The organism is Bradyrhizobium sp. WSM1417 (assembly GCF_000515415.1).
GTDB lineage: Bacteria > Pseudomonadota > Alphaproteobacteria > Rhizobiales > Xanthobacteraceae > Bradyrhizobium.
Genome location: NZ_KI911783.1, coordinates 769,932 through 783,393, shown reverse-complemented (window position 1 = coordinate 783,393; position 13,462 = coordinate 769,932). Strand labels below are relative to the sequence as shown.

The window sequence follows — 13,462 nt, the reverse complement described above, 5'->3', positions numbered from 1 at the left end:
CGGCCAACGAGGCGAGGTGAAGAGCAGCGGTCTAGGACAGCGAATCCACGCTCTGGTCGCTCAGCGCGCCGGAAATGACCGTCACCGGCACGGGGAACGTGCCCAGCGCGTGCGCGAGCAGCGAGACCAGCGGCCCCGGGCCTTCCGCGCCCGGGTTCGCGGCGAGCACCAGCATGGCGATGTCGGGGTCCTCGTCGATCACCGCCAGCAGCTGTTCCATGGCGGCGCCCTCGCGGATCACCCGTTCCGGCGTGATCGCGGCGATGCCGTTGGCGCGGCCGGCGGCACGGTCGAGCGCGGCTTCCGCCGCCTCCTGCGCTTCGGCGCGCATGATGTCGGCGACCCCCAGCCATTCCTGGCTCTGCTGCTCGGGCTCGATGATGCGGAGCATCACCACGCCGCCGCCGGCGCGGATCGCCCAGCGGCTGGCGTAATAGACCGCGCGATCCCATTCGGCGGTGTCGTCGACGATGACGAGGCATTTGGGCTTGTGACCCGGCTCGAAGCAAAGTCGCTTGCTGGTCATGCATATCCCGGAATGTGCACGGCTGACATGCTGCCACACTCCGTCGTGCTTGGGGAGAGCAGAAGCGGCCGGCGCGTGGCGTCGGCCGCGGTTTCGCGAGCGCGCCTCAGCGCCGGCGAATGAAGCCGACGATGTCCTTCGAGAGCTTCATGGTCTCGTCGGCGATCACACGCGCGCGGTCGGCGCCGTCGTTCAGGATCGCGTCGATATGGCCGGGGTCGGCGACGAGGCGCTTCATCTCGCCGGCGATCGGCGCGAGTTTGGTGACGCACAAATCCACCAGCGCATTCTTGAAGCTGGAGAACTGGCCGCCGCCGAAATCCCTGAGCACGTCCGCCTTCGAGCGGCCGGAGAGCGCGGCGAAGATGCCGACGAGATTGTCGGCCTCGGGGCGCGCTTCCAGACCCTTCTCTTCGGTCGGCAGCGGCTCCGGGTCGGTCTTGGCCTTGCGCACCTTCTGCGCGATGGTGTCGGCGTCGTCGGTCAGATTGATGCGCGAATTGTCCGACGCGTCCGACTTCGACATCTTCTTGGTGCCGTCGCGCAAGCTCATCACGCGCGTCGCCGGGCCCGTGATCAAGGGTTCCGGCAACGGGAAGAACAGGCCGTCATTGGCGCCCTGGCTGCGGATCGAGTCGGCGAAGTCGTTGTTGAACTTCTGCGCGATGTCGCGCGACAGCTCGAGATGCTGCTTCTGGTCCTCGCCCACCGGCACGTGGGTGGCGCGGTAGAGCAGAATGTCGGCCGCCATCAGCACGGGATAGTCGAACAGCCCGACGGACGCGTTCTCGCGGTCCTTGCCGGCCTTCTCCTTGAACTGGGTCATGCGGCCCAGCCAGCCCATGCGCGCGACGCAGTTGAAGATCCAGGCGAGCTCGGCGTGGCCCGAGACCTGGCTCTGGTTGAACACGATGTGCTTGCTCGGGTCGATGCCGCTGGCGATGAACGCCGCGGTCACCTCGCGGGTATTGCGCGCGAGCTCGACCGGTCCACCCCAGACGTCCACGCCCTGCGTGATCGCGTGCATGTCGACGACGCAATAGATGCAGTTGTGGGTTTCCTGCATCTTCACGAAGTTGACGATCGCGCCGAGATAATTGCCGAGGTGCAGATTGCCCGTCGGCTGGACGCCCGAAAAAACCCGTTCAACGAATGGCATGGCAGCTTCCCTGCAAGATACGGGGCGTCGTTTCCAACAGCGGCGCTGCCCCGTCAAGGGAATTTCGCTGACCTCAGGCGCCGGGATCGGGCTGGGTAGGGCGCTTCAAGGCACCGGCCGCCTCGCGCCAGGACGCGACGCGGAGGATTTGCAGGAGCAAGCCATAGACGATGATTCCGGCGGCGATCTGTGATCCCAGCGCAATGAAGCGGATGAGGCCATGGGCCTGTGAAGGCAAGAGGCCCGCGGTCAGCCACAGCAGGCCGCCCATGGCGAGCGCGGCGAGCACGATCCGCGGCAGCCGCTTGCGGGCGGCGGCATCGACCGAGAAGCCGAATTCACGCGTGCCTTTCCGGAGCAGCGAGATCGCACTGCTCCAGGCGCCGGCGGCGATGCTGGCGGCGATCCCGCTCGCGCCGAAGAAATGACCGAGCAGGATCGCGAGCGCGACCGCGACCACGAACCCTTTGGCAGTCGCAAGCAGCGGCGTCATCGTGTCGCCGCGGGCAAAATAGGCCGGGGACAGCGCCTTGATCAGCACATGAGCCGGCAGCCCCAGCGCCAGCCACATCAGGGCGCGCGCCGTGGCCGCGCTGTCCTCCGCGCCAAAGGCGCCGTGCTCGAACAGCAGCCGCACGATCGGCTCCGCCAGCACGATCAGGCCGAGCGTCGCCGGCAATGCCAGTCCGGTCGCGAGTTCCAGCGCGCGCGATTCCGCATGCGCAACCGCATCACGATCGCCGCTCCTCACCGCGCGCGTCAGCTCCGGCACCAGCACGGTACCCATGGCGACGCCGACAATACCAAGCGGCAGCTCGATCAGGCGGTTGGCGAAATAGAGCCAGGAGACCGCGGCAGGCGTGGCGGAGGCGATGATCGCGCCGGCCACCATCAGCCATTGCGGGCCGGAGCTTGCGATCATGCCCGGGATCGCCTTGGCGAAGAAGCTGCGCATCTCCTTGTCGAAGCTCACGCGCAACGGTGTCGCCAGACGCGCACTTCTCTGCGACAGCAGCATCAGGAGCTGCAACAGGCCGGCGATGCCGACGGTGGCCGCCAGCATCCACGCGGCGAAGGTCGCATCGGCGTGCCACAGCAGGAGTGCTGCGATCGCGGCGATCAGCGCGATATTGAACAGCAGCGGCGAGAACGCGGTAAGTGCGAAGCGACCCTGCGCGTTGAGCAGGCCCATCAGCACCGTGACGGGTCCCGCGAAGGCGAGATAAGGCAGCATCAGCCGCGCATTTTGGACGGCGAGATCGAGCGATGCGCTGCCGACGAAGCCCGGCGCGATGATCATGATGATCAGCGGCATCAAAAGTGCAATCACGACCGAGATTGCGATCAGGCCCACGCTCACGGTGCCGAGCACGCGTCCCGCGAACGCCGCCGCAGCCGCCTCGCCTTCGTGGTCACGAACGCGCAGCCAGGCCGGGATCAGCGCCGCATTCAAGGCGCCCTCGCTGAGCAGGCGCCGCACCACATTGACGAGCTGAAATGCCGCCAGAAACGCGTCCGCCACGGCGCCGGTGCCGAGCAGCGCCGCGATCAGGGAATCGCGTGCAAAGCCCAGCAGCCGTGAAGCCAGTGTCCCCGTCGAGACGGTCAGGAAGGAGCGGATCATCGGAACTGCATAATACCGTTGCTTGCCCGTGAAGGGCCGGTCGTGATAGGCCGCGAGCCAGATTTCAGACCGACAGGAAGCGGATTTCCGCGGGTATCGCAATCCGCCAAACAGGATCAAGGTGAATGGCTGACGTGAAATATGACGTTCTCGGCATCGGCAACGCGCTGTTCGACGTGCTGGTCAAGACCGACGAAGCCTTTCTGGGCAAGCACGGCATGACCAAGGGCAGCATGTCCCTGATCGACGAGGCGCGGGCCGCCGCCATCTACAAGGACATGGGCCCGGCGACGGAAGTTTCCGGCGGTTCGGCTGCCAACACCATCGTCGGCATCGGCAGCCTCGGGGCGCGCGCCGCCTATGTCGGCAAGGTCAAGGACGACCAGATCGGGAAGCTCTACGTCCACGACATCCGCGCGGCCGGCGTCGCCTTCAACACGCCCGCAGCGAAGGACGGCCCTGCCACCGGCTGCTCCTACATCCTGGTGACCGATGACGGCGAGCGCACCATGAACACCTATCTCGGTGCCGCGCAGGATTTGTCGCCCGCCGACATCGACCCGGCCGAGATCGCAGCGGCCGGCATCGTCTACCTCGAGGGCTATCTCTGGGACCCCAAGAACGCCAAGGACGCCTTCGTCAAGGCGGCCAAGATCGCCCATGATGCCAAGCGCAAGGTGGCGCTGACGTTGTCGGATTCCTTCTGCGTCGATCGTTATCGCGACGAGTTCCTGGGGCTGATGCGCAACGGCACCGTCGATATCGTCTTCGCCAACGAGTCCGAGCTGCATTCGCTCTACCAGACCTCGGATTTCGACACCGCGCTCAAGCAGCTGCGCAATGACGTCAACCTCGGCGTGGTCACCCGCAGCGAAAAGGGCTGCATGGTGGTGTCAGTGGAAGACGCCGTCGCCGCGCCTGCATTCCCCATCGCCCGGCTGGTCGACACCACCGGCGCCGGCGACCTCTTCGCCGCAGGTTTCCTGTACGGTCTGGCGCGCAACCTGCCTTACAAGCAGTGTGGCGAGCTCGGTGCGCTCGCGGCCGCCGAAGTAATCCAGCACATCGGCGCGCGTCCGCAGGTGTCGCTGAAGGAACTCGCAGGGCAGCGCGGGTTGACGGTTTAAGGGGAATAGCCTCATCCTCGCTGTCATCGCCCGGCTTGGCCGGGCGATCCAGTACTCCGAGACGGTTGTGATCAATCGAGAGGCTCCGGCGTACTGGATTCCCCGCCTTCGCGGGGAATGACAGGCGGCTCACGCAGTCTTCGCGGCTTTCAGCCCGAGCCGTTGCTCCACGTCGTCGCGCATCAGGAATTTCTGGATCTTTCCGGTCACGGTCATCGGAAACTCGTCGACGAATTCCACGTAACGCGGAATCTTGTTGTGGGCGATCTGGCCATCGCAGAAGGCGCGCACCTCTTCCATCGTCAGCTTCTCGCCGGACCTGACGCGGATCCAGGCGCAGAGCTCCTCGCCGTAGCGGGTATCCGCAACGCCGAAGATCTGCACGTCCTGGATCTTGGGGTGGCGATAGAGAAATTCCTCGATCTCGCGGGGATAGAGGTTCTCGCCGCCGCGGATCACCATGTCCTTGATGCGGCCGACGATGTTGCAATAACCCTGGTCGTCGATGATGGCGATGTCGCCGGTATGCATCCAGCCATTGGCGTCGAGTACGTCCGCGGTCTTCTCCGCCTCCTCCCAATAGCCCAGCATCACGCTGTAGCCGCGGGTGCAGAGCTCGCCCCGTTCGCCGCGCTTGACGATCTTGCCGTCGAGATCGACGACCTTGACCTCGACATGCGGATGGATTCGCCCGACTGTGGAGACGCGGCGATCGAGCGGATCGTCGACGGCGCTCTGGAAGCTGACCGGGCTCGTCTCGGTCATGCCATAGGCGATCGTGACCTCGCCCATGTTCATCTCGCTATTGACGCGCTTCATCACTTCGATCGGGCAGGGTGCGCCGGCCATGATGCCGGTGCGCAGCGATGTCAGATCGAAGTTTGAGAATTCGCCGTGGTCGAGTTGGGCGATGAACATCGTCGGCACACCGTACAGCGCGGTGCATTTTTCCTGCTCGATCGTCCGCAGCGTCGCGAGCGGATCGAACCCCTCGCCGGGATAGACCATCGTCGCGCCGAGCGTGACGGAGGCGAGGTTGCCCATGACCATGCCGAAGCAATGATAGAGCGGCACCGGAATGCAGATGCGGTCCGCTTCGGTCAGGCGCATGGCGCGGCCGACGAAATAGCCGTTGTTGAGAATGTTGTGATGGGTCAGCGTCACGCCCTTGGGCGATCCCGTCGTTCCGCTGGTGAACTGGATGTTGACGGCATCGTCGAATTGCAGGGAGGCACCGAGCGCGGCGAGCTGCTCGCGGTGCAGGGGTCCGGCCATGCCGGCGACTTCGTCGAATGGGATCGTGCCCGGACAGGCGGGGCCGCCGATCTGGATCACGATGCGCAAGGCCGGTAGCCGCGCGGCGTGCAATTGCCCGGGCTTGGCGCTCGCGAGCTCCGGCAACAGCGTGTTGAGCATGTCCATGTAGTTGCTGGTCTTGAACGCCGTCGCGGTGACGATGGCGCGGCATCCGACCTTGTGGAGCGCGAATTCCAGCTCGCTCAGCCGGTAGGCCGGATTGATCGTCACCAGGATGAGACCGGCCTTGGCGGCAGCGAACTGGGTCAGCGTCCATTCCGGCCGGTTCAGCGACCAGATGCCGATCCGTGCGCCGCGTTCGAGACCGAGCGCAACAAAGCCGGCGGCGAGCGCGTCGACCCGCGCGGCAAACTCCGTCCATGTCCATCTCACGCCGTGGCTGGGCGAAACCAGCGCCTCGCGATCGCCCCAGCGGCGCGCGGCCTGATCGAGGCTGCGCCCGATGGTGTTGCCGAGCAGCGGCGTGTCGGAGATGCCGCAAACGTAACTGTCGGCTTTGTCTGCCAAGATCGTGTCCTCCAGTCAGGTGCGTGGACGGCCGGGACAACAAGCCCGGCCGTCACGCGTTGTGAGAGCTAGGCGCGCCTCAGGCCGCTTTCTGCCCGCTGCCGGCATCGAGCCCAGCATAGACGCCGCGCTCGAAGCCAGCAAAAGCCTCGAGACATTTTGCGTCGGCGAACGGCAGCAGCTGCATCAGGATCACGCCGGTGACGTCGCGCGCCGGGTCGATCCAGTAGTAGGTGTTGGCGAGGCCCGCCCAGGCGAGGCTGCCCGCGCTGCGGCCCTCGGCGGTCTTGGCGGTGTTGATCATGAAGCTGAGGCCCCACTTCTTCACCTGCTCCGGATAGAGATCGACGTCATTGGTGTACATCGGCGCCGCCGTGGTCATCTTGCCCATGGCGAGATCGCCGATGTGGTTCTGCCCCATCGTCGCGATGGTCTCGGCCTTCAGAACCTGATTGCCGTTGCCGCGACCCTTGTTCAGGATCATCTGAGTGAATTTGATGTAGTCGGCCGCGGTCGAATAAAGGCCGCCGCCACCCATGTGGAATTCCGGCTCCTGCTCAAGCTCGAACGGAATCGCAGCGAGCTGGCCATCCTCGCCGCGCGCATGCATGCCGACCAGGCGCTTGCGCATGTCGGCGGTGATCTTGAAAGCGGTATCGCTCATGCCGAGCGGTGCGAACAGATTGTCGCGCAGATAGGCATCGAGGCGTTTGCCGCTGACGGCTTCCACGGCCTTGCCGACGAAATCGATGTTGGTGCCGTATTCCCAGCGCGTGCCGGGGTCGGTCATGATGGGCGTCTTCAACGCCGCGTTCTGGCAGGTGGTGATGGCGGGGACGCCGTTCTTGTCCAGATAGACCGCGAGATCGCCGTTCCACATGTTGTAGGCAAAGCCGGCCGTGTGGGTCATGAGCTGGCGCAGTGTGATCGGTCCCTTGGCCGGCCGCAGCTTGGCTTCGCCCTTGGCATCGAAACCTTCGAGCACCTGCGGCTTGGCGAGATCGGGCAACACCTCGCCGATCGGCGCATCCAGCGACAGCTTGCCTTGCTCGACGAGCTGCATCGCGCCCGCCGATGTCACCGCCTTCGTCATCGATGCGATCCAGAACACGCTGTCGGCGGTCATCGCATCCGGCTTGGACAGGTCGCGTTTGCCGAACGCGCCCTGATACAGCACGTCGGTACCGCTGGCGGCGATGGCGACGACGCCGGGTATCTCCCCGGCTTCGCTCTTCTGGCGCAGAATCTGCTCGATCTCAGCTTTGCCTTGCATCCGCGTTTCCTCCGGTTTGATTATTGTTGGAAGCGATCGATTGTCCTCCCGCGTCCGCCGCACGGCAAGCACATCCGCGTACCTGCCGTGGTCGCGATGTCGTGACTTGACGGTCGGCTCCCCGCGCACGACGACAAGGCGGCTGAACGACAACACTCCGTCACAATCTGCGGTGGATGGCCGCAGCCAGTGGTCACCGTGGATGGGTGCTGGCCATATGTTTCGACTGTTTGAAGCACTTGAAACATTTTGTGAGCTGCGGCGTTCAGCTCTCGGCCGATCGACGGCCAACGCTAAGACTTGATGCAAATTGGCGGCCGCCCACCGGCCGCGAGGGGGACCTCAGATGATTTCGACCTGGAGCGAATGGAAGCGCTATCCCCGTCCCGGACGGGGCGAAAATCTCGAAGCGCCGATCGCGCCCGGCATCTACGAGGTCCGCATCGCCGGCACCGGTGCGCTCTATTCGTTCGGCGCGGTCGACAATCTGGCGCAGGCGCTGGCGCTGCTGCCGGTCGGTTCAAAGTCCTGGTTCGGCCGCCGCAACGCGTCCGACGTCCCTGATCTCGAATACCGGACCTGCGCGACCTCCTCGAAGGCCGACGCCAAAGCCGCCGCCGAGCGCATGATCGGGCGGCGCGAGACCTATCTGAGCGGCGCGGCCTAACTCCGCCGCTCCGAGCCTAGCTCCCAGCAGATGTGCGTTGCGGGACGGTGCATTGCGCGCCGCTTCTCCCTATATTCCGGCCGAACCGGAACAGCCCGCAAAAGCCCCGCAGGAGCAACGCCATGACCCCGACCGCCGCCGCACGTGCTCAGCACGCCACGTCCAATCTGCGCGACCGGTTGAAGGACCCGTCGCTTCTGAAGGAGGCCTGCTACATCGACGGCGCCTGGGTCGGCTCGCCGGTCTTCGCCGTCAACAATCCAGCGACCGGCGTCGAGCTCGCAAAGGTTCCGCAGCTTTCGGCCGATGACGCCACCAGGGCGGTGGAAGCGGCCGAGCGCGCCTTTCCGGCCTGGGCCAAGCACACCGCGAAGCAGCGCTCCAATATCTTGCGCAAATGGTTCGAGCTGATCATCGCCAACCGCGAGGACCTCGCGCTGATCCTCACCTCCGAGCAGGGCAAGCCGCTTGCCGAAGCCCTCGGCGAAGTCGACATCGGCGGCGCCTATGTCGAATTTTTCGCCGAGGAGGCCCGCCGCGTCTATGGCGAGACCATCCCGACGCAGCGGCCGGATGCGCGCTTGCTCGCGATCAAGCAGCCGATCGGCGTCTGTGGCGCGATCACGCCGTGGAATTTCCCGAACTCGATGATCACGCGAAAGGTTTCGCCGGCGCTTGCGGCCGGCTGCACCGTGGTGCTGAAGCCCGCCAATGAAACGCCGCTCTCGGCCCTGGCGCTGGCCGCGCTCGCGGAGAAAGCCGGCGTGCCGAAGGGGGTGTTCAACATCGTCACCGGCGATGCAGCGCCGATCGGCAAGGTGCTGTGCGAGCATCCGGCCGTGCGTTTCGTCGGCTTCACCGGCTCGACGGCGGTCGGCAAGATTCTCTACCGGCAGGCCTCCGTCGGCGTGAAGCGGCTCGGCCTCGAGCTCGGCGGCAACGCGCCGTTCGTGGTGTTCGACGACGCCGATATCGATGCGGCTGTCGAAGGCGCGATCGTCTCGAAATACCGCAACATGGGCCAGACCTGCGTCTGCGCCAACCGCCTCTACGCCCAGGACAAGATCTACGACGAGTTCGTGCAGAAGCTGTCGAAGAAGGTCGCGGCGATGAAGATCGGCGACGGCACGGAAACCGGCGTCACGCAGGGCCCGCTGATCAATTTGAAAGCGGTCGACAAGGTCGAGCGCCACATTGCGGACGCCGTGAAGCGCGGCGCCAAGGTTGTCACCGGCGGCAAGCGCAGCGAGCTCGGACGCTCGTTCTTCGAGCCGACGGTGCTCTCCGACGTCAAGCCGGACTCGCTGGTGGCGCAGGAGGAAACCTTCGGCCCGCTCGCACCGGTGATCCGCTTCAAGGACGAGGCCGACGTGATCGCGATGTGCAACGCCTCGCCGTTCGGTCTCGCCTCCTACTTCTACTCCCGCGATCTCGGCCGCGTATGGCGAGTCGCCGAGGCGCTGGAATCCGGCATGGTCGGCGTCAACACCGGCCTGATCACGACCGAAGTCGCACCCTTCGGCGGCGTCAAGGAGAGCGGCCTCGGCCGCGAAGGCTCGCATCACGGCATGGAAGAATATGTCGAGATCAAATACGTGATGATGGCGGGGGTGTAGGGCTCGCCATTTCCTGGTCGTCCTGGCGAAGGCCAGGACCCATTACCCCAGGGAGGGGTTATGGCGCGAAGCTGGTAACCACGAGTCTTCGCGAGAACTATGGCCGGTGGTTATGGGTCCTGGCCTTCGCCAGGACGACATCGGAGTATGTGGCAGGTCAGTGCCGTGATGGCAGCTTACCGCCTCAGCACCGCGATCGTCCGGTTCGCAAAGGTCAGCCGCTCCGCCATCACCGATATGAAATAGGTCAGCAGCTTGTGGCTGAGCGCAGGATCCTCGGTCTTGATGGCTTCGAACTGGTGCGTGTTCAGCACGTAGAGCACGCTCTCGACCTCGGCCTGGATGGTGGCGCTGCGCGGTGTCTGTGACACCAACCCCATCTCGCCGATCGTGGTGTAACGGCCGAGGCTGCGCACGCGCGTGCTGCGGTCGTCGTCGGCCGGAATCATGATGCCGACGCGGCCCTCGAGGATGAAATGCATGGAATCGGCGGGGTCGCCGGCTTGCACGATGACCTCGCCGGCTTCGACCTCGATGCGCTGGCAGCGGCGGATCAGCTCGTCGGCGCCGTCCTCGCTGCCGAGCATGCGCGTGAACCAGTCGCGCAGGCTGGCTTCTTCCTGCGCCAGCTCCTGATGCTGCGCGATGAGCTCGTTCTCGCACCATTCCAGCGCGCGATCGAGTTCGGGGATGATGGTGACGCCCTCGCCGACGAAGTCGCTGGAGCGCAGCACCTTCTCGGCCGTGGCCGACAGATGCACCAGGATCAGCTCGACGCCGAGATCGCCGGCGCTACGCTTGATCTGGGCGAAGCTATAGGCGGCCGATGAATCGACGCCAGTGACGAGCTTGAAGTCGAACAGCAGATAGCGGCATTCGGGGCGTTCCTGCAGCAGCTGCTTGACGTGCTGGTAGAGCCGGTTGGCGGAGCCGAAGAACAGATAGCTCTGGAGATTGAGGCCCTGGATCTTGCCGCCATGGGCCAGCAGCACGTCCTGATCGTCGCGCGAGCGGTCGAGCGAGGAGCGGTACTCCGAGCCGTCAAAACTGTACTTGATCGACTCCACCCGTGCGGCGCTGAACGCAAACGTCGCGCAGCCGATGATGACGCCGATCAGGATGCCCGGCACAAAGCCCCAGGCGACGATGATCGCGATGATGGCGATCAGCGACAGATATTCGAGCTTCGACAGCCGCTTGCGCGACTCGATGATCCATTTGTGCAGCTGGTCGGCGCCGAGATAGAGCAACAGGCCGCCGAGCACGAATTTGGGGATGAAGCCGAGCAGCTCGGGTGCGACGGCGAGCACCAGCAGCGACAGCGCTGCGGCAGTGAGGCCGGACAGGCGCCCGCGGCCGCCGCTGGAGAAATTAAGCATCGAGCGGCTGGTCGAGCTGCAGCCGGGGTAGCCGCCCAGCATGCCGGTCAGAATATTGGCGGCGCCCGTAACGTTCAGCTCACACTCCAGATTGGCTTCGCGATGCGTGGCCACCTCGATGCCGGTGGTGTTGAACAGCGTGCTGGAGGCCGTGACGAAGATGACCGCGACGACGTTGCCGAGCAGGTCCGGTATGGCAAACCAGGGATAGCGGGCGAGATCGTCGGTGTGCCAGGGCAGCACGAAGACCGCTTGCGGTGGGGACTGAAAGGTCCAGCCCAATGTGCGCGCCTCATCGGAGGAGACGCCGGTGATCCAGAACGCCAGATGCGCGGTGAGCACGCCGCCGACCAGGATGATCGGCAGTCCGAACGGGCTGCGCGAGCGGTGCCAGGTGAGATACAGCACCAGCGCCATCGCGCAGGCGGCACCTAGCTCCAGCAGGATGGTGCGGTTGGCGAAGTGCGACAGTGTCGCCAGTTGCAGCGGGTGGTCGGTGATCACCCGGACCGCACCCATGACGATGAGAAGTCCGGTTGCGCCCAGGAAGCCGCCGACCACCGGATAAGGCACGTAGCGGATGGCGCGGCCAAGCCGCGTCAGGCCCAGCCCACACAGCACCAAGCCTGTCAGCATCGTCGACAGGCCGAGCGTGATCAGGACTGGTGACAGCAACGGCGCCGACAGGTGCGCCGTCTCGATGCGTTCGACCACCGAGGCCGCCAGGATACCCGTCACCGCGGCGGTCGAGCTGTCAGGGGCTGCAATCGCGAAGGGCAGGGAGCTGCCGAGCCCGACGACGGCCGCAAGCACCGCGGAGCTGACGAAAGTGGCCGTGATGCCGTAGGACAGATAGGGCGACAACGGCCCCGCGAAGATCAGCAGCGAGTAGGACAGTCCGAATGTGACGGTCAGGACGCTGGCGGCGCTCCCGCCCAATATATCAGTCAGCGCACGCTTGAGGGCCGGAGTGAGCCCGGCCGACGGAGTGAAGCCAATTGCTGGATCTGTCACGCCGTGACACTCGCTCGTGAATATTCCGCTTCCGAGAGGTAGACGACTGCGAGCCTAGCGCAACAGGATTCTTGCAAGCCGGATGGAAGAACCGAAGCGCCGCCATTCGTCGTCGTCCTGGCGAAAGCCAGGACCCATTACCCCAGGGAGCAGTTTGGCGAAGTCTGTGCATTCGGGATTTGCACCGAACGTACTCGATAGACCTCGCGGTATGGGTCCTGGCTTTCGCCAGGACGACGCCGGGGAGGCATCGAGCCGGCCGGCAATGACGGAGCGAGAGGCGCCGAGTGGGGCTAGATCTTCAAATCCTGCCCCGTCACGCGGCGATATGCTTCCAGATACCGCTTGCTGGTCGCGTCCACCACGCTTGCCGGCAAAGGCGGCGGCGGGGCGTCGCCGTTCCAGCGACCGGCGCGGCGTTCGACGTCGAGATAGTCACGCAAGGGCTGCTTGTCGAAGCTCGCCTGCGGCTGGCCGGGCTTGTAGGCGTCGACGGCCCAGAACCGCGAACTATCCGGCGTCATGACTTCGTCGATCAGGATGATGCGGCCGTCGTTGTCGCGGCCAAATTCGAACTTGGTGTCGGCGATGATGATGCCCTGCTCGCGGGCGAGCTCCTCGCCGAGCGTGTAGATCGCGCGCGTCATGCTCTCGAGCGTGTAGGCCGTCTCGTCGCCGACGACCTTGCGCATCTTCGCGATCGTGATGTTCTCGTCATGGCCGGTCTCGGCCTTGGTGGCCGGGCTGAAGATCGAAGGCTCCAGCTTCTCGCTCTCGACCAGACCTGCTTTCAGCTTCTCGCCGGCCAGCGTGCCGCTGGCTGCATATTCCTTCCAGGCCGAGCCCGAGAGATAACCGCGGATCACGCATTCGATCGGAAACACCGTGGTGCGGCGGCACAGCATGGCGCGGCCGAGAATTTCGGCGCGATGCGGCTTCAAGGCCGGCACGGCGGCAATGATCTCGTCGGTGTCGGCGCTGATCATGTGATGCGGCACCACGCCTTCGAGCTCGTTGAACCAGAACGCGCTGATTTGCGTCAGCACCGCGCCCTTCATCGGAATGGTCTCGCCCATTACGACGTCGAAGGCGCTGATGCGGTCGGTGGTGACGAGCAGCAGGCGGTCGTCGTCGACGGCGTAGATATCGCGCACCTTGCCGCGCCCGATCTTGGGCAGGGGCAGGTCGCTGGAGAGCATGGCGGTCATCGGCAGAACTTTCGGAGCAAGGCCTTGCGACAAGACATCCGGCCG

General features: G+C 65.1%; 10 protein-coding genes. 3 read left to right on the top strand and 7 right to left on the bottom strand.

All coding sequences use genetic code 11. The annotated features are described in order from the left end of the window. Nucleotides 1-31: 31 nt before the first annotated feature. From BRA1417_RS0103780 to murJ, 3 genes are all read right to left on the bottom strand, one after another. Nucleotides 32-526: a universal stress protein gene (locus BRA1417_RS0103780; RefSeq protein ID WP_007598307.1), complete on the bottom strand. Its 495-nt coding sequence runs from the start codon at nt 524-526 to the stop codon at nt 32-34. Nucleotides 527-632: 106 nt separating this feature from the next. Then, nucleotides 633-1,685: a tryptophan--tRNA ligase gene (gene trpS, locus BRA1417_RS0103775; RefSeq protein ID WP_027514676.1), complete on the bottom strand. Its 1,053-nt coding sequence runs from the start codon at nt 1,683-1,685 to the stop codon at nt 633-635. 73 nt (nt 1,686-1,758) lie between these two features. Beyond that, complete coding sequence (murJ, locus tag BRA1417_RS0103770) at nt 1,759-3,309, bottom strand: murein biosynthesis integral membrane protein MurJ (protein ID WP_027514675.1); 1,551 nt, start codon at nt 3,307-3,309, stop codon at nt 1,759-1,761. 125 nt (nt 3,310-3,434) lie between these two features. Between murJ and BRA1417_RS0103765 the strand changes: the two genes are divergently transcribed. Continuing rightward, nucleotides 3,435-4,436 (top strand): adenosine kinase, encoded by a 1,002-nt coding sequence (locus BRA1417_RS0103765; RefSeq protein WP_027514674.1) that lies wholly within the window; start codon nt 3,435-3,437, stop codon nt 4,434-4,436. 129 nt (nt 4,437-4,565) lie between these two features. Here the strand turns inward: BRA1417_RS0103765 and BRA1417_RS0103760 are convergent, their stop codons facing one another. Together BRA1417_RS0103760 and BRA1417_RS0103755 are read right to left on the bottom strand one after the other, a co-directional pair. Next, complete coding sequence (locus tag BRA1417_RS0103760) at nt 4,566-6,260, bottom strand: AMP-binding protein (protein WP_027514673.1); 1,695 nt, start codon at nt 6,258-6,260, stop codon at nt 4,566-4,568. A 79-nt stretch (nt 6,261-6,339) separates the two neighbouring features. Further along, nucleotides 6,340-7,533 (bottom strand): serine hydrolase, encoded by a 1,194-nt coding sequence (locus BRA1417_RS0103755; protein WP_027514672.1) that lies wholly within the window; start codon nt 7,531-7,533, stop codon nt 6,340-6,342. A 346-nt stretch (nt 7,534-7,879) separates the two neighbouring features. Between BRA1417_RS0103755 and BRA1417_RS0103750 the strand changes: the two genes are divergently transcribed. Together BRA1417_RS0103750 and BRA1417_RS0103745 are read left to right on the top strand one after the other, a co-directional pair. Continuing rightward, nucleotides 7,880-8,200, top strand: a complete 321-nt coding sequence (locus tag BRA1417_RS0103750; RefSeq protein ID WP_007603877.1) for a hypothetical protein — start codon at nt 7,880-7,882, stop codon at nt 8,198-8,200. 122 nt (nt 8,201-8,322) lie between these two features. Beyond that, nucleotides 8,323-9,816 (top strand): NAD-dependent succinate-semialdehyde dehydrogenase, encoded by a 1,494-nt coding sequence (locus BRA1417_RS0103745; protein ID WP_027514671.1) that lies wholly within the window; start codon nt 8,323-8,325, stop codon nt 9,814-9,816. 176 nt (nt 9,817-9,992) lie between these two features. Here the strand turns inward: BRA1417_RS0103745 and BRA1417_RS0103740 are convergent, their stop codons facing one another. Both BRA1417_RS0103740 and BRA1417_RS0103735 read right to left on the bottom strand, forming a co-directional pair. Further along, entirely contained in the window at nt 9,993-12,209 is a 2,217-nt protein-coding gene (locus BRA1417_RS0103740; protein WP_027514670.1) for an SLC26A/SulP transporter family protein, read from the bottom strand. A 293-nt stretch (nt 12,210-12,502) separates the two neighbouring features. Continuing rightward, complete coding sequence (locus BRA1417_RS0103735) at nt 12,503-13,417, bottom strand: phosphoribosylaminoimidazolesuccinocarboxamide synthase (protein WP_027514669.1); 915 nt, start codon at nt 13,415-13,417, stop codon at nt 12,503-12,505. Between the last annotated feature and the right edge of the window lie 45 nt (nt 13,418-13,462).